This window comes from Cryptosporangium arvum DSM 44712, from assembly GCF_000585375.1.
In the GTDB taxonomy this organism is placed as follows: Bacteria; Actinomycetota; Actinomycetes; order Mycobacteriales; family Cryptosporangiaceae; genus Cryptosporangium; species Cryptosporangium arvum.
This window is the reverse complement of record NZ_KK073874.1, coordinates 1,691,285-1,710,107: the sequence shown is the minus strand read 5'-3', so window position 1 is coordinate 1,710,107 and position 18,823 is coordinate 1,691,285. Positions and strand designations below refer to the sequence as shown.

General features: G+C 72.8%; 22 protein-coding genes. 10 read left to right on the top strand and 12 right to left on the bottom strand.

The annotated features are described in order from the left end of the window. The first annotated feature begins 1 nt into the window (after window position 1). On the top strand, window positions 2–859 hold the full coding sequence (locus tag CRYAR_RS07895) for an LLM class flavin-dependent oxidoreductase (RefSeq protein ID WP_211247324.1): 858 nt from the start codon (window positions 2–4) through the stop codon (window positions 857–859). Here CRYAR_RS07895 and CRYAR_RS07890 read toward each other — a convergent pair. From CRYAR_RS07890 to CRYAR_RS07875, 4 genes are all read right to left on the bottom strand, one after another. Then, on the bottom strand, window positions 843–1,655 hold the full coding sequence (locus CRYAR_RS07890) for a CPBP family glutamic-type intramembrane protease (protein WP_157017480.1): 813 nt from the start codon (window positions 1,653–1,655) through the stop codon (window positions 843–845). The two genes, CRYAR_RS07895 and CRYAR_RS07890, sit on opposite strands and share 17 nt — an antisense overlap. Before the next feature lie 101 nt (window positions 1,656–1,756). Further along, on the bottom strand, window positions 1,757–2,980 hold the full coding sequence (locus CRYAR_RS07885) for a serine hydrolase domain-containing protein (RefSeq protein WP_051569904.1): 1,224 nt from the start codon (window positions 2,978–2,980) through the stop codon (window positions 1,757–1,759). A gap of 69 nt (window positions 2,981–3,049) precedes the next feature. After that, window positions 3,050–3,781: an SRPBCC family protein gene (locus CRYAR_RS07880; protein ID WP_035849469.1), complete on the bottom strand. Its 732-nt coding sequence runs from the start codon at window positions 3,779–3,781 to the stop codon at window positions 3,050–3,052. Next, window positions 3,778–4,365: an ArsR/SmtB family transcription factor gene (locus CRYAR_RS07875; protein ID WP_157017478.1), complete on the bottom strand. Its 588-nt coding sequence runs from the start codon at window positions 4,363–4,365 to the stop codon at window positions 3,778–3,780. Before CRYAR_RS07875 ends, CRYAR_RS07880 begins: the two co-directional genes overlap by 4 nt. Before the next feature lie 782 nt (window positions 4,366–5,147). Between CRYAR_RS07875 and CRYAR_RS07870 the strand changes: the two genes are divergently transcribed. Genes CRYAR_RS07870 through CRYAR_RS07860 form a run of 3 tightly spaced genes read left to right on the top strand, consistent with a single transcriptional unit; the run spans window position 5,148 to window position 7,436 of the window. Further along, on the top strand, window positions 5,148–6,065 hold the full coding sequence (locus tag CRYAR_RS07870; protein ID WP_035849467.1) for a hypothetical protein: 918 nt from the start codon (window positions 5,148–5,150) through the stop codon (window positions 6,063–6,065). A gap of 46 nt (window positions 6,066–6,111) precedes the next feature. Next, window positions 6,112–6,861 (top strand): maleylpyruvate isomerase family mycothiol-dependent enzyme, encoded by a 750-nt coding sequence (locus CRYAR_RS07865; RefSeq protein WP_035861274.1) that lies wholly within the window; start codon window positions 6,112–6,114, stop codon window positions 6,859–6,861. A gap of 47 nt (window positions 6,862–6,908) precedes the next feature. Beyond that, on the top strand, window positions 6,909–7,436 hold the full coding sequence (locus CRYAR_RS07860; RefSeq protein ID WP_035849464.1) for a DM13 domain-containing protein: 528 nt from the start codon (window positions 6,909–6,911) through the stop codon (window positions 7,434–7,436). Here CRYAR_RS07860 and CRYAR_RS07855 read toward each other — a convergent pair. The 5 genes from CRYAR_RS07855 to CRYAR_RS07835 are packed head-to-tail and all read right to left on the bottom strand — an operon-like array spanning window position 7,423 to window position 12,818. Then, entirely contained in the window at window positions 7,423–8,955 is a 1,533-nt protein-coding gene (locus CRYAR_RS07855) for a succinic semialdehyde dehydrogenase (RefSeq protein WP_035849461.1), read from the bottom strand. The two genes, CRYAR_RS07860 and CRYAR_RS07855, sit on opposite strands and share 14 nt — an antisense overlap. Then, window positions 8,952–9,380 (bottom strand): SRPBCC family protein, encoded by a 429-nt coding sequence (locus CRYAR_RS07850; protein WP_051569903.1) that lies wholly within the window; start codon window positions 9,378–9,380, stop codon window positions 8,952–8,954. The genes CRYAR_RS07855 and CRYAR_RS07850 overlap by 4 nt, the downstream gene beginning before the upstream one ends. Beyond that, window positions 9,377–10,741: a flavin monoamine oxidase family protein gene (locus CRYAR_RS07845; RefSeq protein ID WP_035849457.1), complete on the bottom strand. Its 1,365-nt coding sequence runs from the start codon at window positions 10,739–10,741 to the stop codon at window positions 9,377–9,379. The genes CRYAR_RS07850 and CRYAR_RS07845 overlap by 4 nt, the downstream gene beginning before the upstream one ends. After that, the gene (locus tag CRYAR_RS07840) at window positions 10,738–11,886 is read right to left on the bottom strand and encodes an MFS transporter (RefSeq protein ID WP_035849454.1); all 1,149 of its coding nucleotides are present in this window, start codon (window positions 11,884–11,886) and stop codon (window positions 10,738–10,740) included. Before CRYAR_RS07840 ends, CRYAR_RS07845 begins: the two co-directional genes overlap by 4 nt. Then, entirely contained in the window at window positions 11,883–12,818 is a 936-nt protein-coding gene (locus CRYAR_RS07835) for a carbohydrate kinase family protein (protein ID WP_035849451.1), read from the bottom strand. The genes CRYAR_RS07840 and CRYAR_RS07835 overlap by 4 nt, the downstream gene beginning before the upstream one ends. Window positions 12,819–12,953: 135 nt before the next feature. Here CRYAR_RS07835 and CRYAR_RS07830 point away from each other — a divergent pair, with 135 nt between their 5' ends. The 4 genes from CRYAR_RS07830 to CRYAR_RS07815 all read left to right on the top strand — a co-directional run bounded on the left by CRYAR_RS07830 (window position 12,954) and on the right by CRYAR_RS07815 (window position 16,831). Beyond that, the gene (locus tag CRYAR_RS07830; protein WP_051569901.1) at window positions 12,954–13,973 is read left to right on the top strand and encodes an AraC family transcriptional regulator; all 1,020 of its coding nucleotides are present in this window, start codon (window positions 12,954–12,956) and stop codon (window positions 13,971–13,973) included. A gap of 85 nt (window positions 13,974–14,058) precedes the next feature. Continuing rightward, the gene (locus CRYAR_RS07825; protein ID WP_035849448.1) at window positions 14,059–14,922 is read left to right on the top strand and encodes a helix-turn-helix domain-containing protein; all 864 of its coding nucleotides are present in this window, start codon (window positions 14,059–14,061) and stop codon (window positions 14,920–14,922) included. A gap of 31 nt (window positions 14,923–14,953) precedes the next feature. Then, a complete protein-coding gene (locus CRYAR_RS07820) occupies window positions 14,954–15,844 on the top strand; it encodes an aldo/keto reductase (RefSeq protein ID WP_035849445.1) in 891 nt (296 codons plus the stop codon). Window positions 15,845–15,847: 3 nt separating this feature from the next. Then, window positions 15,848–16,831 (top strand): aldo/keto reductase, encoded by a 984-nt coding sequence (locus tag CRYAR_RS07815; protein WP_035849442.1) that lies wholly within the window; start codon window positions 15,848–15,850, stop codon window positions 16,829–16,831. 232 nt (window positions 16,832–17,063) lie between these two features. Here CRYAR_RS07815 and rpmF read toward each other — a convergent pair whose 3' ends face one another. Genes rpmF through rpmG form a run of 3 tightly spaced genes read right to left on the bottom strand, consistent with a single transcriptional unit; the run spans window position 17,064 to window position 17,709 of the window. Then, window positions 17,064–17,231, bottom strand: a complete 168-nt coding sequence (gene rpmF / locus CRYAR_RS07810) for a 50S ribosomal protein L32 (RefSeq protein ID WP_035849439.1) — start codon at window positions 17,229–17,231, stop codon at window positions 17,064–17,066. A gap of 8 nt (window positions 17,232–17,239) precedes the next feature. Next, entirely contained in the window at window positions 17,240–17,545 is a 306-nt protein-coding gene (rpsN, locus tag CRYAR_RS07805) for a 30S ribosomal protein S14 (RefSeq protein ID WP_035849436.1), read from the bottom strand. Next, entirely contained in the window at window positions 17,545–17,709 is a 165-nt protein-coding gene (rpmG, locus tag CRYAR_RS07800) for a 50S ribosomal protein L33 (RefSeq protein ID WP_035849433.1), read from the bottom strand. The genes rpsN and rpmG overlap by 1 nt, the downstream gene beginning before the upstream one ends. A gap of 349 nt (window positions 17,710–18,058) precedes the next feature. Here rpmG and CRYAR_RS07795 point away from each other — a divergent pair, with 349 nt between their 5' ends. Beyond that, window positions 18,059–18,361: a hypothetical protein gene (locus tag CRYAR_RS07795; protein WP_035849430.1), complete on the top strand. Its 303-nt coding sequence runs from the start codon at window positions 18,059–18,061 to the stop codon at window positions 18,359–18,361. 56 nt (window positions 18,362–18,417) lie between these two features. Next, the gene (locus tag CRYAR_RS07790; protein WP_035849428.1) at window positions 18,418–18,732 is read left to right on the top strand and encodes an ArsR/SmtB family transcription factor; all 315 of its coding nucleotides are present in this window, start codon (window positions 18,418–18,420) and stop codon (window positions 18,730–18,732) included. Window positions 18,733–18,823: the final 91 nt, after the last annotated feature.

The following is an 18,823-nucleotide window of genomic DNA, read 5'->3' as shown; positions in this document are numbered from 1 at the left end:
GGTGGTCAAGCTGGGCATCAACATCCCGAACTTCACCACCTCGCCCCGCGAGATGCGCGACTGGGTGAAGTTCACCCAGGACCACGGGTTCACGCTGGCGATGATGTCCGACCACGTGGCCGTGACCCCACAGGTGGCCGACCTCTACCCGCCGCCGTTCTACGACCCGTTCACCACCCTCGGCTGGGTGGCCGGCTACGCCGACGGGCTCGAACTCGGCACGACGGTCACGATCCTGCCGTACCGCCACCCGCTGCTCACCGCCTCGATGGCGGCCGCGCTGCACGACTTCACCGACGGGCACTTCGTGCTCGGCGTCGCGGCCGGCTGGGCGTCCGACGAGTTCGAGGCGCTGGGGCTCGACTTCGCCGGTCGCGGACGGGCGTCGGAGGAGTACGTGGCCGCGATCCGCTCCGCGCTCCGCGACGAGGTCACGTCGGCGAGCGGCGAGTTCGTCGACTACCGGGACGTCGCGACCGGCCCGGCCCGGCACACTCCGATCTGGATCGGCGGCACCGCGCCCGCGGTGCTGCGCCGGGCGGTGGCCCACGGCGACGCCTGGCACCCGAACAACGCTCCGCTGGACTGGTTGCGCGACGTCGGGCTCCCGAAGACGCAGGGGGTCGCGTTCTGCCCCCGGATGCGTGCCCGGGTGACGGCTCACGACTCCGCACCCGATCGGGCACCCGGCACCGGCAGCCTCGACCAGGTCGCGGCCGACTTCCGCACGCTGATCGAGCTGGGGGCGGAGTACGTCGTCCTCGACTCCAACCCCGACCACCCGCGCGACCGTCTTCCGGCGGCCGAGGACTTCCGGACGCTGGCCGCCCTCGCCGACCGGCTCATCGGTGGGCGGTGAGCAGCGGCCGGAGCGCGAGGACGATCAGCACCGCGACGACGAGGAAGTTCACGACCTCGTTGCTGAACGCGCCGGTGGTGATCAGCACCCCGATCAGCGGCGCCAGAATCATGTTGTTGCCCGCGTGCGCCAGGCAGGCCGGCCAGACGCTGCCGCTGCGCTCGCGTAGCCAGGCCAGCAACACCTCCTGGCACATGATCCACGCGGTCCAGCCGACCAGACCGAGCAGCACGTTGCCGTACTGGTCGTAGTCGGTGAGCACCAGCGGGTAGTGCCAGATCGCCGCGACCAGACCGGCCGCCAGCGCGGCGACGCGCGGGCGGCCGGGGGCGATGCGCACGAGCAGGTAGCCGGTCCAGCCGAACTCCTCGCCCCAGAACAGCGGGGTGGTGACCAGCGCCAGCAGGCCGAGCGCGAGCGGCAGCACCCAGACCGGCAGACCGGGTACCACCTCGTCGAGCGCCGGGTCCCACTTCCCCGAGGCGGCCGCGATCACCAGCACGACCGCGGCGATCCCGAAGGGCACCAGCCAGGCCAGCACGTAGTACGGCCAGGCGGCCCGCAACCGCGGCCGCGAACCGGCGTCGGCGAAGCCCTCCCGGCTGATCCACCGCCGCACCACCACCGCCGCGATGGCCGGCGCGAACCCGCAGGGGATCTGTACGAGCGGGTTCGCGAACGAGAGGTCGAACACGAGACAGCTGAGCGCCATCCAGCCCCAGGCGATACCGAAGGCGAGCGCCAGGAAGGGCCAGATCGTCGTCGCGCGGGGTGGAGCCTCCACGGTTTGTGTCATCGGGCAAGCACATCAACGCGGACCGCCCCGGTCAGGACGGCAAGATCCCGGATCCGACGTAGAGCTGGCTCTACATCGGATCCGGGAGCGGAGCTAGCTGCTCACTTGCCGCGCAGGCTCGCCAGCACCTCGGCCGGGACCGGGCGGCCGAGCATCTGGCACGTGGTCACCGCGTCGGCGCCGAAGACGAGAGCCTCGTAGTACCGCTTCACGCCGGCGTTCTCGGTGGCCTCGAGCGGCTCACCGGTCGAGTCGGTGACCGCGGTGCGCCGACCGTCCTCGGTGGCCACCGCCGTGCTGTGGTGCCCCATCGTGTCGCCGCCGTGGCCCCACACCGTCCCGCAGGGCGAGTCGGTCTTGAACAGGCCGAGGCCGTAGCCGCCCTTGATCGGGAAGGCCTCCGGCAGCGGAACCGTCGTCTTCATCTGCGTGAGCTGGGCCGCCGAGAACAGCTTGCCCTGCAGCACGCCGGAGAGGAACGTCGAGAGGTCGTCGGCCGTGGTGACGATCGCGCCGGCCGCCCCGCCCCAGCTGCCGATCGGCCAGCTGGACGTGTCGGTGTAGCCCGGCTTGCCGGTGGCGAACTCGATCGCGTACCCGTGGGCGAAGCCCTCACCGGTGTCGGTGGCCCGCGGGTCGGCGTAGTAGGTGTCCTCGAGCCCCAGCGGACCGGCGATGCGCTCCTGCACCAGCGTGGCCATCGACTTGCCGGTCTGCTTCTGCAGGATCATCCCGAGCAGCGTGTAGTTGGTGTTGGAGTACTGCCAGCCCTTGCCCGGCGCGAAGTAGGGCTGGTGCTTGAACGCGATCTTCAGCAGTTCGGCGTCGGTGTAGACGTGCTGGGGGTCCTTGGCCATGTTCGCGAAGAAGTTCTCGTCGCCGGTGTAGCTGAACAGTCCGCTGGTGTGGTTGAGCAGCCGCCGGACGGTGATGTTCTTCCCGTTCGGCACCACTCCCGGCAGGTACTTCTCGACCGGAGCGTCCAGGCTGAGCCGGCCGCGGTCGACCTGCTGCAGCGCGAGCACGGACGTGAACGTCTTGGTGTTGCTGCCGGCCTCGAACTGGTCGGTGGCCTTGATGGGGCGGCCGGTCTTCTTGTCCGCAACGCCCCGCGCCAGGGTGTAGACCTGACGGCCGTTGTCGATCCGGGCCAGGTACCCGGGCGGACCGGCCTCGAGAACGTGCTGGGCCACCTCGCGCTGCAGGGCGTCGTCGACCCTGGGCCCGCCGGTGGCCGCGGCGGGGCTCGCCGCGACGCCGGTCAGTGCGGCCGCCGCCGCCAGCACGAGCGCCGTCTTCCCGAAGATGTTCGCCTTGTTCGTCATGCGTCAATCGTGGCGAGGACGGGCGCCCGGATCATTGCCGCCAACTGGTCAGCCGAGGTAGCGCCTGCACTACCCGAGCGAGCCGAGCCAGGCCTGCCACGCCTCGATCTCGGCCGACCGGTCGCGGTCGTCGAAGTAGTGCGCGGTCGCGAACATCATCCCGTTGTAGCCGTGGATCAGCACATAGATCGCATCGCCGGTGCGCATGCCGACGAAGCTCGTCGCGTGGACGAACTCCACGACGCCCTCGACCGGCTCGATGCCGGGCACGGTGAGCCGGGCGGGCTGCCCGTCCGCCGCGTCGGTGCCGGCGCCGACCGCCGCGGTCATCGCCGCCCACGAGCCCTCGGTGACCGGCCCGGGCAGGAACGTCGAGTGCGTCGCCGTGCGGGGCGCGAAGTGCTCGAGGTACACCGCGAGCTTGGTCAGGTACGCCTGGTCGCCGACCGAGAGCCCGTCGTACTCGGCTTCCCAGTCGTCACCGAGCGCGCCGCTGTGCACGAAACGCACGACCGCGCCGCCCCCGTCGCGGGCCTCGATCAGCCACTCGAACGCGGTGAACGTGCCGTCGGGGTTCTTGTCCTCCGCGGTGGCGTACCGGTGCCCCGGCTCCCACGTGGTGATGTTCGCGGTCGACGTGCTGCCGAACATCTCGAACGTGCTGGTCTTGCCGTCGCCGTCGACCACAGTGCGCCCCATCAGCCAGGAGTCGACGCCCGGCCCAGTCGTGATCGCGTCCCAGACCTGCTCGGGGGTGGCGTCCACGGTGATCTCGCCGTGGATCTCGAAGGGGTGGCTCATGATTTGTCTCCGTCTTCCGTGATGCTCGGGTGCACCGCGATGACGACGCGGTGCTCTCTCCCGGCTTCCGAGTGGTACTTGCTGATCAGTTCGGCGAGCGACGCGGTCAGCTCGCCGAGGAACGCGGCCCGGTCGGCGGGCCTGGCGAAGCGCACTTCGGCATCGAGGCCGAAGGTGGCCAGTGGCTTCTCGGCCCGGGCCGCACCGTTGATGAGCGCGCCGGTCTCCCGCACCAGCCGCGCGGCCAGCGCGAGCAGCCAGTGCGCCGACAACCGGTCGGGCGACCGTGACGGATCGGGTGCGACCGCGGCGAGCGCGGCCGGCGAGATGACGTACGCGGCGGCCGACGCGCGGACCACCCGCTCGGTCATGTTGCCTTTGCGCCGCTCCTCGACGAGTTCGACGAGCCCGTGCTGCTCGAGCGTCTTGACGTGGTAGTTGACCTTCTGGCGCGCGAGCCCGAGGCGGTTCGCGAGCGTGGTCGCGGTGTGGGGCTCCGCGAGTTCGGCGAGGATCCGGGCCCGGATCGGATCGAGTGAGGCCTCCGCGGCGGCGGCGTCCTCGATCACGGCGATGTCCTGCATGCGCTCAGCGTCGTACGGACAAATTTTTTTGTCAAGGAGAAGATTCTCTTCGGAGGACGCGCGGTGCGGTGCTGGTCCGGCGCGTCATCGCCACCGCCGGGGTCCTGCTCACCTGGATCTCCCGGCTCCGGCGCCCGGGCCGCTGGCGTGGGAAGCCGCGCTGCGGTTCGCGCTGCCGTTCGCGCCGGGGTTCGCGCCGCACCTGGTCAGCGGGGCTGGTCGGCGCGCTCGGGCCGTCCGCCACAGCGCCGGTGGCGGCGGCCGAGGTAACCGCCACAGCGCAGGTGGCGGCGCCCGAGGAGACCGCCGCAGAGCCGGTGCGGCGCCCGAGGAGACCGTCGCAGAGCCGGTGGCGGCGGCTGAGGCGACCGCGCGCACGCGGGCCGAGCGCAACCGCATCGCCCGTGCGCCGCACGATTCGACCGGCGCGCGGGCTCACCGCGGGCGTCGTCACGGTGGCGGTGACGCCCCACGCGGCCATGATCGAGCCGCGCGACCCGGTGGGTCCGCGGCCCCGGGGCACGGACGGGCTTGATCGGCCTCCGGGAACGCGCCGCAGGAGCTCCCGTTGACCAGCCGCGCGCTCGACGTTCTCCGGCTGCTCGCGGCCGGGCCGTCCGCTGCGGAGCTCCGGGGGCTGGCGTCGAGACCGTGAAGACCCACGACCGGACGCAGAAGGCGATCCTCGCGTACGGGGCCGGGTGGTCGCTCCCCCGGAGGAGGGAGGCTCCTGGCCCCGCTAGGGGAGTTCCCGGGCGCTCGGCCCGGCGAGCCTGGGTTCCATGGTGCTGATCTTTCTGGCCGGCGAAGCGTTGATCCGGGTGTACTGGCTCCTCGGCGGGCGCTGGGGCTACACCGCGTGCGACCGGACCCACGTGGTCCACCCGTCGGACGGCTGCGGGGCGGCCCAGGTGGCCGAACTGCCGTTCTGGTCCGGGTGGGGCGCGCTCGGGCTGTGCGTCCTGCTGGCCGGCGTGGTGCTGTGGAAGCCACCCGCGGTGGTCCTGTGGACGGTCGCGGCCGGTCTGGCCACGGCCGCGTTCCCGCTGCACCTGCTGTTCGAGATCCCGGCCGGGCTGGCCGGGCGTCCCACCGACTGGCGCGACGTGACCGCGCGGCTCGCGCTGCTGGCCGGGGCGGTGCTGTTCGCGCGGCTCGCACCCCGACCGGCCCGCGGGCCGTCCGCGTACCGGCCGGTCGCCCCGTGGGTCCGCCGCTCGGCCTACGTCGCGGTCGCGATACCGCTGGTGGGGTGGGCGCTCCCCCACGCGCTCTGGGCACTCGACGTTCCGTTCGGCATCTCCGGCGCGGAGCTCGACGACATCCAGCGGAACCTGTCGCTCGGATCCGCGCTGGCGATCACCGCGGTTCCGCCGGTCGCGGGGTTGCTGGCGCTCGGGCTGGCGCAGCGGTGGGGGCAGCAGTTCCCGCGGTGGGTGCCGGTGGTGGGCGATCGGAGCGTTCCCCGGCTCTTGGCGCTGGTGCCGGCCGGGGCGGTCGCGATCGCGCTGATCGCGTACGGCGGGCTGAGCACGGGAGTGCTCGTCCGCTCGCTGCTGGACGGATCACGGAACTGGTCGGACGTCGTGGACGGCTGGGCGGTCGTCCTCACGCTCGTCGTTTTTGTCGGATGGGGTGCGGCGCTCGCCGTCACGGCCGTGGGTTACCACCGCGCCACCCGGGCGCCGTCCGCCTCCTGACGGCCGCGTGGTGCGGCACGACCGCGTGGTGCGGCACGATGACGCGGTGCGTATCGACGACTACGTGGACGTGCTGCGTCGCGACGGTGAAGCGCTGAGCCGGGCCGCCGAGCGGGCCGGGCCGGACGCGGCGGTGCCGACCTGCCCCGGCTGGCAGGTGCGTGACCTGCTCGCCCACCTCGGCGGGGTCCACCGGTGGGCCGCCGCCCTCGTCACCACCCGACGGCCGGACCCCTTCGGCGCGGCCGACGAGAAGCGGTTCTTCGACGCCCCGGCGGACGACGCGCTGCTCGGCTGGTTCTCCGACGGGCACCGCGACCTCGTCCGGACCCTCACCGACGCCGACCCGGCGCTGCACTGCTGGACGTTCTTCGCGGCGCCCTCACCGCTGGCGTTCTGGGCCCGGCGCCAAGCCCACGAGACCGCGATCCACCGCGCCGACGCCGAGGCCGCCACCGCGTCGGCTCCGGACTGGGAGCCCGGGTTCGCCGCCGACGGCATCGACGAGCTCCTCCACGGCTTCCTCGCCCGCCGTGCCGCCCGGATCACCGCCGATCCGGCCGTGTCGCTGGCGCTCGCCGCCGACGACGTCGACGCCGCCTGGACCGTGCAGCTCACCCCCAGCGGCCTCCTGGTCGACGCCGGCGCGCACCCGCCCACGCTCACGCTCACCGGGCGGGCGTCCGACCTCTACCGTCTGCTGTGGAACCGCTCCGGCTCCGAGCGGCTGGTGGTCCGGGGCGACCTCGACGCGCTCGAAACGTGGCGCCACCGGGTCGCGATCAACTGGACGTAAGGGGTTCGTAAGGGTCGCGACGCACTCATCGCCTTTAGCGTCGGGTCATGTTCCCGAGACTGCTGACGTGGGTGCTCGTCCCGGTACTGGTGGCCGGCGCGGGCTTCGGCCTGTACTGGTTCCAGCCGTGGCGCCTGGCCACCGACACCACGGTCGCCGACGAGGTGCCGGTGGTGGCCACCCCGACGACGAGCCCGTCGGCCGGCGCCTCGCCCGTCGGCAACCGGTTGGTGGCGACCGGCAGCTTCGTCACCCACGAGCACGAGACCAGCGGCCGTGTCCAGCTGATCGAACGCCCCGACGGCCGGCACCAGCTCGTCCTGATCGGACTACGGACCTCCGACGGGCCGGACCTGCGGGTCTGGCTGACCGACCAGGCCGTCCGCCCCGGGCGACCCGGCTGGCACGTCTTCGACGACGGCCGTTACCTGGAGGTGGCCGCGCTCCGCGGCAACCGCGGCGACCAGGTGTACGACCTGCCCGTGGCGGCCGAACTGGACGGTCTGCGCAGCGTCACCGTCTGGTGCAAGCGTTTCTCGGTGTCGTTCGGCGCCGCAGAGCTCACGCTCGCCTGACGTCTCCGCGGCTGAGTGCCCGGAGGGCCCAGGTCATCAGGCCGGCGTAGACCTCGCCGCGGACGCCGGGCGGCTTGCTCAGGTTACGCAGGCGTTGGCGCGCGACGGTCTGCGCGTTCGTGTACTTCAGCAGCCCCTGGGCTCCGTGCCGCGTCCCGGTGCCGGAGGCACCCCATCCGCCCATCGGCGCGTCGACCGATCCCCAGGTCGCCGCGTAGCCCTCGTTGACGTTCACGTTTCCGGTGCGCAGGCGGGCCGCCAGCCGTTCGCCGCGGGCGTGGTCACGGGTCCAGACGGAGGCGCTGAGCCCGTACTCGCTCCGATTGGCCCGGGCGACCGCGTCGTCGTCGCCGTCGACCCGGTAGAGGGAGGCGACCGGACCGAACGTCTCCTCGGCGAAGGCCTCCATGGCCGCGGTGACGCCGGTGAGCACGGTCGGCTCGAAGAAGGTCGGCCCCAGGTCCGGGCGGGCCTTTCCGCCGGTCAGCACGGTGGCGCCACGGGTGACCGCGTCGTCGACGTGCCGCTGGACGGTCCCGAGCTGACGCGTCGACATCAACGGCCCCAGGTCGTAGGACCAGTCGAGCCCGTGCCCTAGACGCAGGTCACGCACCGCGTCGACGAACCGGGGCACGAAGTCGTCCCAGACGGCCGTGTCGACGTAGAGGCGCTCGGTGGAGACGCACAGCTGACCCGAGTTCGCGAAGCAGGAGCGGACCGCCCCGGGGACGGCCAGGCCCAGATCGGCGTCGGCCCGGACCAGCAGTGCGTTCTTGCCGCCGAGCTCCATCGAGAAGTCGGTCAGGCGTTCGGCCGCGCGGGCCGCGAGGAGGCGTCCGACCCGGGTGCTGCCGGTGAACATCACGTAGTCGACGCAACCGACCACGGCCTCGCCGAGTTCGGCGCCGATACCCGTGACGACCGTGAACACGTCCTCGGGCAGCCCGGCCCCGGCCAGCAGCTCCTTGGCCAGCAGGCACGAGAACGGCGTCAGGTGATCCGGCTTGGCCAGCACCGCGTTGCCGGCGACGAGCGCGGGCAGCGCGTCGGAGATCCCGAGGGAGAACGGATAGTTCCAGGGTGAGAGGACCCCGACCAGCCCTTTGGGGTGGCGGACCTCGTGGGTGACGGTCAGCGCCGGGATCGCACCCCGTCGTCGGCGGGTCCGCAGGAGGCCGGGGCCGACGGCGGCGTAGTACCGGCTGACCTGGGCGACGTCGAGCACCTCCTCGAAGGCGTCCGCGCGCGACTTCCCGCTCTCGCGCTGGATGACGTCGAGGATCTCGGCCTGCCGCGTCAGCACCGACCGCCCGAAACGACGGACGACGGCCGCGCGCTCGGCCACCGGCACCTGGCTCCACGCCGCCTGCGCGGCCCGGGCGCGGGCGGCGGCGGACGCGACGTCGTCGGGACGGGCCCGGGGGATGTCGCCGATCGGCTCCCCGTCGACCGGACACTCCACGGTGATGCGGCCGCGATCGCCGGGCACGGCGGCGAGCGCGGAGAGCCGGGCGGTCATGCGTCGCCGTCCCGGAGCGCACCGGCGGTCACGTTGCGGACGACGGTGGGCAGCCCGCGCGCGAGCGTCCCGCCGAGCAGGAGCGCGTAGACCCGGTGCAGCGGGCCGTCGAGAACCACGCCGTGGGTGGTGCGTGTCCCGCCCGCGGCCGGTTCCATGTCGTGGGTGATCGCGAGGGTGGCCAGCGGCAGGCGGATCGTGAAGTCCATCGCCCGGCCGGGCTCGACGCGGGTGAACTCGATCGTCCGGGCCGGGGCGCCGTGGGTCTTGACCACTCCGGTGGCTCCCTCGACGACGGCGCCGTCGAACCGGGCCCACTCGACGCCTGGGTCGTCGATCCGCCAGGACCCGGCGGTGGTCCAGCGGGTCCAGAGCTGGGCCGGGGTGGCCGTGGTCAGCTCGCTGTGACGGTGGCTCCAGGTCATCGGACGGCCTCCAGCGTGAGTGCGACGGTGACTTCCCGGGCGGCGCGCTCCCCCGCGGAGACCGCCCCGTCCAGGTGTCCGGCCCAGCGGGTCGCGGTCTCGGTGCCGGCCCAGTGGATCGGGCCGACCGGCTCGGTCAGCCGGGTGTGCAGCCCGGCCGAGGCCCCGGGGCCCGGCGCCGCGGTGGGACCGCCGCCGAGCCAGTCCTCCTCGCCCCAGCGGTGGTCGGTGTAGCCGAGCGGCCGGAGCGCGCGGTCCCCGAAGAGGTCGGCCAGGGCCGAGAGCGCACGGATCCGACGCTCGGCGGCGCCGACCGCGTCCCAGTCCCGGGCGTAGTCACCCCCGACGAACCCCAGGAGGACGCCCCGGGACGCGTCGCGAGGGCTGGTGTCGAACGTGATGAAGACCGGGCCCTCGTCGGAGATCGACATGCCGCTGAGGCCGCCCCCGCGCCAGAAGGGCGTGTCGTAGACCGCGTAGATCTTCGACAGGATCCCCGGCGACCAGCGCTGAGCGAGCCGGCGGTGCGCCGAGGGCAGCTCCGGGGCGAACCGGATCCGCCGCCGCAACGCCGGTGGCACGGCGACGATCACCCGGCGGGCGGTCGTCGGGCCGTCGTCGGTGTGGACGGTGACGCCGTCCCCGGCCCGGTCGATCCGGAGCACCGGCGTGCCGAGCCGGACGGTGCCGGGCCCCAGCCCGTCGGCCACCCGGGCCGCCACCGCGTGGGCGCCCTCCACGAAGTGCCGCTCGACCGCGCCGCCGCGGGTGCCGAGCAGCGCGTCCAGCCCACCGGCCTGGGCGACGTAGTGCAGCGCGTGGAGGAGCGAGAGCTCGGACGGCTCACATCCCCACGAGGTCCGGCTGACCACGGCCATCAGGTCGTGCGTCCCCCGGCAGGCGTGCTTGGCCGCGAGCCACGACCCGAGCGTCTGGGCGTCGAGGGTGGCCGCGCCGGGCGCGTCCCCGGGGCGTCCGACCGGGATCGTCCGGCTCAACCGCTCCAGGGCGGACCGCACCCGGACCAGGTCGACGAGGCCGGCCGCGCCCAGCGGGGGGACGAGGCCGCGGTAGCGCCTGCGGTCCTTGCGCCAGAGGAGCAGGTTGTCGCCGGAGTCGTGCGTCGGGTGGCGGCCGACGCCGACCTCGTCGGCCAGCGCGAGGATGCGGTCCTGGCCCGGCCCGACGAACGTGCCGCCGAGGTCCACCACGGCACCGGCGACGGTGGCGGAGCGGACCCGGCCGCCCACCCGGTCCAGCGCCTCGAACACCCGGACGCTCAGTCCGCGCTGCTGCAGGTTGCGCGCCGCGGTGAGGCCGGAAAGCCCGGCACCCACCACGACGACGTCGACGTCGGTCATGCTGGTTCTCCTTGGGGGACGGAACTGGTGAGCCGGCGCGCGACGGGCAGCACCAGCAGGAGCGCGAGCGCCGGGGCCACGAACCCGAAGCGGAGGGCCGCGCCGGTGCCCAGCAGGCCGGGGATCACCGCCCCGGTGACGGCGCCGGCGTAGTTGAAGACGTTGACCCGGGCGATCACCTCGTCGCTCCGGGCCGGGAGCAGCCGGCCGGCCGCGGCGAACGCGATCGGCACCACCGCCCCGACGGCCAGCCCGGCGACGGCGAATCCGGCCACGGCCACCGGGGCGGCGGGCCCGAGGACGATCAGCGCGCACCCGGCCGCCCCGAAGAGCAGCGCCGACACCGCGACCGCCGAGCGGCCCCACCGCACGACCGCGGGGTCGGTCACCAGCCGGGTCAGCAGGACCATCGCCTGGTAGGCGGCGTAGGCGACCGGCGCGAGCACCGCCGAGGCCCGGAGCCCGTCGGCGAGGTAGATCGTGCTCCACGTCGACACCGCGGCGTCGAGGACGTACGCGACGAGCACCAGCGATCCGACCGCCCAGATCCCGGCCCGGGGCAGCGGTGTCGCCGGCGCCCGGTCGGCGGTGCACGCGGGCAGCGTCGGCAGGAACCGGGTGCGGCCCGCCGACGCCAGCCCGAGTTGGACGAACGCGACGACGCCGACGAGCGTCAACGCGGAGACGCCCAGTGCGGCCACGCCCGCGGACAGGAGCGCACCGAGGACACTCCCGACGGTGAAGACCGAGTAGAGACGGCCGAGCAGCGGTACCCCGGCGCGGGCCTGCAGCGCGGTGCCCTGCATGTTGCTGCCGGCGTCGACGGTGCCGAGGCCCAATCCGTAGAGAGCGACCGCGACCAGGTAGACGGGCAGCTGATGAGCGAGGCTGATTCCCAGCAGCGCGACGAACTGCACACCGAACCCGACGCAGAGCGCGACCCGGCTCCCGCGGCGCACGGCGACCGCGTCGGCCAGCCCGGAGCCGAGCGCGGCGGCGACGCAGACCCCGAGCAGGACCGCGGAGACCACCGCGTCGCTGAAGCCCATCCGGTCCTTCGCGGCCGGCAGGGCGGTGACGACCACGGCGTACCCCACGCCCTGGGCGGCGTACGCGGCCGACACCATCAGCGTGGGCGGCCTCATCGGACCGGCAGCCGGTCCGCGGTCGCCGCGAAGGCCAGCACGTCGTCGAGCGTGTAGGTGCCCGCGTCGGTGCCGAGGCCACCGGCGACCTGGGCCGCGGTCGCGCAGCCGAGCTCGGCGGACCCACGCAGGTCGAACCCGAGCGACCGGCCGCGCAGGAAGCCCGCGCTGAAGGCGTCGCCGCATCCGCTGGTGTCGACGACCCGCGTGGCGTAGGCGGGCACGTCGACGACCTGGTCGTCGGTGACCACCAGCGCACCACGCGCTCCCCGCGTGACCGCGACGCAGGCGGCACCCCGCTCCACCAGGGCCCGCGCGCCGTCGACCAGGTCGGTCGCGCCGGTGAAACCGCGGACCTGTTCGTCGTTGGGGAGCAGGTAGTCGGTGTAGGGCAGCGCGGCCGCGATCCACGCCAGCAGCCCGGGATCGCCGGGTGCCAGGACGTCGACCGACGTCGTCGTGCCCCGCTCGTGCGCGCGCCGCAACAGCCGGGCCGCCGCGTCGCCGCCGAGGAACTCCGGGCCGCCGAGGTGCAGGTGGGTCAGGTCGTGGAGCTGCTCGTCGCGGACGTCGTCGATGGTGAACGCCCCGTTGGCACCGATGCAGTGCCAGGCCGGGCGGTCGCCGCCGGGCCGGATCGGCAGCACCGAGGCCGACGTCTGGTGGCCGTCGGTGCGCACCAGTCCGCCGGTGTCGACGCCGTCGCGGGCCAGCAGCGCGAGCAGGGTGTCGCCGAGCGCGTCGGTGCCGATCACTCCGATGCTGCGGACCTCGGCCCCGAGGCGAGCCGCGACCAGCGCCGTCCCCCCGGCGGTGCCGGCGGCGCTGAGCCGGATCGTCTCGACGAGTTGCCCACCGCCGTGTTCGGGGATCGACTCGATGCCGATCACCAGATGGTCGAGGACGTGGACGCCCACGCAGCCGATCCTCATCGGTTCTCCTCAGCGTCGATGCGCGAATGTGGGGAGACCGTAAGGACGAAACCGCAGGTTGATGCGCGTCGCGTGACGCTTGTGGCAACATTGCCCCCCGTCGTGGCGCGAAGACCTACCTCCGAGGACGGGCGCATGGAGGACCGGACGCTCTCGCGGGCCACCATCCCGCCGGGGGTGCTCACCGGCCTGCTCGACGTCGCCGACCAGCACGAGGTCGCCACCGGCGGCTGGTTCGCCGGGACCGGGCTGGACCGGGCCCGGCTGGAGGAACCCGGCACGCTGGTGTCCTACCGGCAGGCGGTCACCGTGATCCGCCGGGCGCTGACCGCGCTGCCGGCCGGGCCGCTCGGGCTGCTGATCGGCAACCGGGACCCCCTGCTCACCTGGGGGCCGCTCGGGACCGCGATGCGCTCGGCCGCCACCGTCGCCGAGGCCATCCGCGTCGCGCTCGACTACCACCAGGGGTCGGGCACGCTCGTGGACTTCTTCAGCACCCACACCGACGAGGAGACCGTCGTCGAACTCGTCCCCCGCACTCGGGAGCCGGACCTGCTGGTCTTCCTCACCGAGGAGGCGTTCGCCGGGATCGTGACGCTGATCCGGCTCACGTTCGGCACGTCCTCGGGGCCGACGGCCGCGGCCCTGACGTACCCACCGCCGCCCTGGGCGTCGGCGTACGCGCGGCTCTGGCGCTTCCCGGTCACCTTCGACAGCGACCGCACGACGCTGACCCTCCCCCGCACCCTGGAGACGCGCCGCATCCCCACCGCGAACGCGACCCACTTCGAGGCGGCGCTGAGCGCCACCCGGGCGCTGCTCGACCCGGATCCGGTGGACGCCCTGGTCGCCGCGGTCGAGGGCGCGCTCCGCACCGACCTCCGCGCCCGGAAGACGGCGACGCAGGTCGCGGGCGAACTCGGCGTCAGCCCCCGCACCCTGCACCGCCGCCTGGCCGAGGCCGGGCAGGGCTTCGGCGAGATCCAGGACCGGGTGCGACGCCGGCACGCGGACACGTTGCTCTCGAACACCCGCCGCTCGATCACGGCGATCGCGGCCGAGCTCGGCTACAGCGATCCGCGCGAATTCCGCCGCGCGTACAAGCGCTGGACGAACGAGACCCCGAGCCAGGCCCGCCGGAGCGGCCCCGGCTGAACGTCAGGCGGCCCGGCCGGAGGACCGCCGCTCAGGGGTAATGACAGACCCTCCCTCATCGCGACACGCGGCCTACCGTGGAGACATGGCCCCGATCGACCGCGCGGAGATCCGCGAGTTCCTGTCCTCGCGGCGCGCGCGCATCACGCCGGAACAGGCCGGGCTTCCGGTCTACGGCGGTCACCGGCGGGTGAAAGGGCTGCGCCGGGAAGAGGTCGCGCTGCTGGCCGGGGTTTCGATCGACTACTACGTCCGGATGGAGCGCGGGAACCTCGCCGGCGCCTCGGAGAGCGTGCTCGACTCGCTCGCCCTGGCGCTCCGGCTGGACGAGGCCGAGCGTGAGCACCTGTTCGCGTTGGCCAGAGCCGCGGGGCCGGAGACCCGGCCCCGGCGGGCTCAGCCGACGAGCGTCCGGCCGGTGGTCCAGCAGGTTCTGGACGCGATGACGGACGCTCCGGCGTGGGTCCGCAACGCGCGCTTCGACATCGTCGCGATGAATCGGTTGGCTCGGGCCCTGTACGCGCCGGTCCTGGCGGATCCGCGGCGGCCGGCGAACACCAGCCGCTTCGTCTACCTGGATCCGGCGGCGCGGGAGTTCTTCGTCGACTGGGACCGGATCGCCGACGACGCCGCCGCGATGCTGCGGCTGGAGGCCGGACGTGATCCCCACGACCGTGCATTGATCGAACTGGTCGGGGAACTCTCCACCCGCAGCGAGGTCTTCCGTCAGCGCTGGGCCTCGCACGACGTCAAATATCACCGCAGCGGCCAGAAGCGGCTGCACCACCCGGTCGTCGGCCGGCTCGACCTCGACTACCAGGCCATGGAATTCCCGTCCGAACCCGGGCTGCGGCTCAACGTCTACACCGCGGCCGCGGGAACGCCCGCCGCCGACGGGCTGAAGATGCTCGCCAGCTGGGCCGCGACCCACGATCTCACCGCGAAGTGACCCGCACTTCCCTACTTCCGAGGGCTCAACCATGCCGGAAAACACTCCCGCTCTGACGCTCAACAACGGCGTCGAGATCCCCGCGTTGGGGCTCGGCGTGTTCCAGACCCCGCCGGAGGCGACCCGCACCGCTGTCTCCGCGGCGCTGGAGACCGGTTACCGGCACATCGACACGGCCGCCGCGTACGGCAACGAACGCCAGGTCGGCGAGGCCATCGCCGACTCCGGTCCCGCCCGCGACGAGGTCTTCGTCGAGACGAAGATCTGGATCAGCGACTACGGCTACGACGAGACGTTGCACGGCTTCGAGAAGGCCACCCGCAAGCTCGGCCTCGACCGGATCGACCTACTGATCCTGCACCAGGCCCTCCCGTCGGACTTCGACCGCACACTCGGCGCCTACCGCGCCCTGGAAAAGCTCTTGGCCGACGACGCAGTGCGCGCGATCGGCGTCAGCAACTTCATGGTCGACCACCTGACCGCGCTGCTGGACACCGCGGGCGTCGTCCCTGCGGTCAACCAGATCGAGGTGCACCCGTACTTCCAGCAGCGCGAGGTGCAGGAGTTCGGGCGTGCGCACGGCATCCTCACGCAGGCGTGGGCGCCGATCGGTGGGATCACCTTCTACCGCGAGTCCGGCCACACCAGCACCCTCGACGACCCGACGATCGGCCGGATCGCGAAGGAGCACGACAAGTCCCCGGCCCAGGTGATGCTGCGCTGGCACCTCCAGCAGGGCCGCCAGGTGATCCCGAAGTCGGTGAAGCCGGCCCGCATCGCCGAGAACTTCGACGTCTTCGGCTTCCGGCTCACCGACGCCGAGCTGGCCGCGATCGACGGCCTGGAGACCGGCAAGCGCGGTGGCCCGGAGCCGACCGACGTCACGCTCGCCACCTTCGGCCGCGCGATCCCGGAGGCCTGAGCGATGCGTACCGCGAAGCTCGGTGACCTCGAGGTCGGCCGGATCGGGCTGGGAGCGATGGGCATGTCCCACGGCTTCACCGGCGCCGGTACCGACGACGCCGAGTCGATCCGCACGATCCACCGCGCGATCGACCTGGGCGTGACGCTCATCGACACCGCCGAGATCTACGGCCCCTACGTCAACGAGGAACTCGTCGGTCAGGCCTTGAAAGGCCGCCGGGACCAGGTGGTGCTCGCCACCAAATTCGGCCTGGTCTCCCACACCGGCGACCGCCCCGGGAACCTCGACAGCCGCCCCGCCAACATCCGCACCGCGGTCGAGGGGTCACTGCGGCGGCTGGGCACCGACCACATCGACCTGTACTACCAGCACCGCGTCGACCCGGAGACGCCGATCGAAGACACGATGGGCGCACTGGCCGCACTGGTGGCCGAGGGCAAGATCCGGTACGTGGGTCTCTCCGAGGCGTGGATCGACACGGTCCGCCGTGCCCATGCCGTGCACCCGGTGACCGCGCTGCAGTCGGAGTTCTCGCTCTGGACCCGCGACCAGGACGAGATGCTGCCGGTCCTGCGCGAGCTGGGTATCGGCCTGGTCGCGTACTCGCCGCTCGGCAAGGGCTTCCTGACCGGCGCGCTGCGCACCCCGGCCGACATCGAGGCCCTCGACGACAGCGACTTCCGGAAGTCCAGCCCCCGCTTCACCGGCGAGAACTTCGCGCGGAACCTCCGCATCGCCGACGAGGTCCGCGCCGTCGCCGACGAGGTGGGCGCGACGCCGGGGCAGGTCGCCCTGGCCTGGATCGTGTCCCGGGGCGGCGACATCGCCCCGATCCCCGGCACCAAGCGCGTCAGCCGCGTCGAGGAGAACATCGCCGCCGACGGCGTCGAGCTGACCGAAAAGCAGATCGCCACCCTGAATGACCTGCCGGTCGCCGAGGGCGGCCACCACACCGAGGCCCAGATGGCGATGATCGAGCGCTGACGCACCCGGCCGCACGGCGCGCTGCGGGTCCTCGGTGCTCGTGGTGGAGCCACCCGTAAGAGCGTCAGCGTCCGATAACCCGTCCGACGGTGCGTCCGGACGCACCGTCGGACCAAAGGCGGGAGACGGCTGCGCCGGCCCGGAGCGGGGAGGGCCCGCCGGCCGGAGGCGGCGCCTGTTGCCTCCGGGGTCGGCGCACCGCCCCGACGGTCGACGCCGGGACGGGCTGGATTCAGTCGAGCTGGAGGATGCCGAGCTGGTAGGCGCGGACGAGACGCCGGGGCACCCGTCCGGTTCGGCCGTCCACCGTGATCGGCACCAGCTGCAGCGGTTGAGCCTTCCAATTCGCCCGGCGGGAGCGCGTGTTACTGCGCGAGGTCTTGCGCTTGGGAACAGCCATCAGATCTCCTACCAGCTCGACTTGCTGATGCCGGGTAGCTCGCCGGCGTGGGCCATCTGCCGGAACCGCACCCGGGACAGCCCGAACTTCCGCAGGTGCCCGCGCGGACGGCCGTCGACGGCGTCGCGGTTGCGGACGCGGGTACGGCTGGCGTCCCGGGGCTGGCGCGCCAGCTCAGCGACGGCCGCGGCCCGGTCGTCGTCCGTCGCGCGCGGATCGGCGATCGTCCGCTTGAGTTCCGCGCGGCGCTCGGCGTAGCGGGCGACGATCACCCGCCGCCGCGCGTCGCGAGCGATCTTGCTCTTCTTGGCCATCAGCGCTCCTCCCGGAACTCGACGTGCCGTTTGACGACCGGGTCGTACTTGCGCAGCGTCAGCCGGTTCGGGTCGTTGCGGCGGTTCTTGCGGGTCACGTACGTGTAGCCGGTCCCGGCTGTGGAGCGGAGCTTGATGATCGGCCGGATCTCGTTGCGCGCCATCAGACCTTCTCCCCCCGCGCCCGGATTTCAGCGACCACCGACTCGACCCCGGTCACCTGGCAGCGCGTACTCATCGCATCGAGTTATCGAAAATGATTGTCATGTGCTCTACGGTAGGACATGCGCCGGCGACCCTCGACGCGCCCCCAGCGCCCCGCCGACCCGCACGCGCTCGCCGACCGGACCCGCGAGGGCGGCCCGGCCCTCCTGCGCGCGGTCCACGCGAGCGACGACCACGAGCCGATCGCGGACCGGGGCGTCGCCTCACCGCCCGCCGCTTCGCCGCCGACATATAAGGAAATCAATATATGCTAATGTCACTATGTCTTAGTCGAAGAGAGGACCTGGCATGACCACGCCCGTTGCCCACAAGCCCCACACCGAGCACGACCACCAGCACGGCGACACCTGCGGCCACACCGCGTTCGCGCACGAGGACCACACCGACTACGCGCACGACGGCCACGTCCATCGTGTCCACGAAGACCACGTCGACGAGTGCGAGCCCGTGGCCCACCGGGTCCACGCCGAGCATGCGCACGAGCACGGCACGGACTGCGGCCACCCGGCGGTCAGCCACGGGGACCACACCGATTACGTCCACGACGGCCACCGTCACGCTCCGCACGACGGCCACTGGGACGACCACTGACGGCAGCGGTGGGCACGGCCGTCGTCACCGGTAGTGAAGAATGCTAATTTCTGCATATGACGGTCGGCCCGCCACCCCCGGACGGGGTGACCCAGCGACTGCAACCGGCGAGCGACCTGCTCCGCGCACTCGCCGCGCCGATCAGGCTGGGCATCGTGCGTGAGCTGGCCGAAGGACCCAAGCCGGTCCACGCGCTGGTCGCAGCGCTCGAGGCGAGTCAGCCGCTGGTGTCCCAGCACTTGCGGATCCTGCGCGGCGCCGGTGTCGTCGAGGCGCACCGGCGTGCCCGGGAGATCGAGTATTCGTTGGTCGACGACCACGTCGCACACATCGTCCTGGACGCCATCCGGCACGCGGACGAGGTCGCCTGACTCAGCCCGCCTCACCGGCGCGGATACAGTCGGGCGCGTGTGCGGAATCGCTGCGGTGTTCTCGCTGGGCGACCGCCCACTCGTTCTCGCT

Coding starts and splice junctions, on each gene's coding strand:
- CRYAR_RS07855 (WP_035849461.1), bottom strand. CDS start 8,955: ATGACCGCCCGGCTCTCCGCGCTCGCCGCCGTGCCCGGCGATCGCGGC.
- CRYAR_RS07880 (WP_035849469.1), bottom strand. CDS start 3,781: ATGAGCCACCCCTTCGAGATCCACGGCGAGATCACCGTGGACGCCACC.
- CRYAR_RS07825 (WP_035849448.1), top strand. CDS start 14,059: ATGGCCCCGATCGACCGCGCGGAGATCCGCGAGTTCCTGTCCTCGCGG.
- CRYAR_RS07830 (WP_051569901.1), top strand. CDS start 12,954: ATGGAGGACCGGACGCTCTCGCGGGCCACCATCCCGCCGGGGGTGCTC.
- CRYAR_RS07845 (WP_035849457.1), bottom strand. CDS start 10,741: ATGACCGACGTCGACGTCGTCGTGGTGGGTGCCGGGCTTTCCGGCCTC.
- CRYAR_RS07790 (WP_035849428.1), top strand. CDS start 18,418: ATGACGGTCGGCCCGCCACCCCCGGACGGGGTGACCCAGCGACTGCAA.
- CRYAR_RS07840 (WP_035849454.1), bottom strand. CDS start 11,886: ATGAGGCCGCCCACGCTGATGGTGTCGGCCGCGTACGCCGCCCAGGGC.
- CRYAR_RS07795 (WP_035849430.1), top strand. CDS start 18,059: ATGACCACGCCCGTTGCCCACAAGCCCCACACCGAGCACGACCACCAG.
- CRYAR_RS07820 (WP_035849445.1), top strand. CDS start 14,954: ATGCCGGAAAACACTCCCGCTCTGACGCTCAACAACGGCGTCGAGATC.
- CRYAR_RS07815 (WP_035849442.1), top strand. CDS start 15,848: ATGCGTACCGCGAAGCTCGGTGACCTCGAGGTCGGCCGGATCGGGCTG.
- rpsN (WP_035849436.1), bottom strand. CDS start 17,545: ATGGCCAAGAAGAGCAAGATCGCTCGCGACGCGCGGCGGCGGGTGATC.
- rpmG (WP_035849433.1), bottom strand. CDS start 17,709: ATGGCGCGCAACGAGATCCGGCCGATCATCAAGCTCCGCTCCACAGCC.
- CRYAR_RS07890 (WP_157017480.1), bottom strand. CDS start 1,655: ATGACACAAACCGTGGAGGCTCCACCCCGCGCGACGACGATCTGGCCC.
- CRYAR_RS07885 (WP_051569904.1), bottom strand. CDS start 2,980: ATGACGAACAAGGCGAACATCTTCGGGAAGACGGCGCTCGTGCTGGCG.
- CRYAR_RS07870 (WP_035849467.1), top strand. CDS start 5,148: ATGGTGCTGATCTTTCTGGCCGGCGAAGCGTTGATCCGGGTGTACTGG.
- CRYAR_RS07875 (WP_157017478.1), bottom strand. CDS start 4,365: ATGCAGGACATCGCCGTGATCGAGGACGCCGCCGCCGCGGAGGCCTCA.
- rpmF (WP_035849439.1), bottom strand. CDS start 17,231: ATGGCTGTTCCCAAGCGCAAGACCTCGCGCAGTAACACGCGCTCCCGC.
- CRYAR_RS07860 (WP_035849464.1), top strand. CDS start 6,909: ATGTTCCCGAGACTGCTGACGTGGGTGCTCGTCCCGGTACTGGTGGCC.
- CRYAR_RS07835 (WP_035849451.1), bottom strand. CDS start 12,818: ATGAGGATCGGCTGCGTGGGCGTCCACGTCCTCGACCATCTGGTGATC.
- CRYAR_RS07850 (WP_051569903.1), bottom strand. CDS start 9,380: ATGACCTGGAGCCACCGTCACAGCGAGCTGACCACGGCCACCCCGGCC.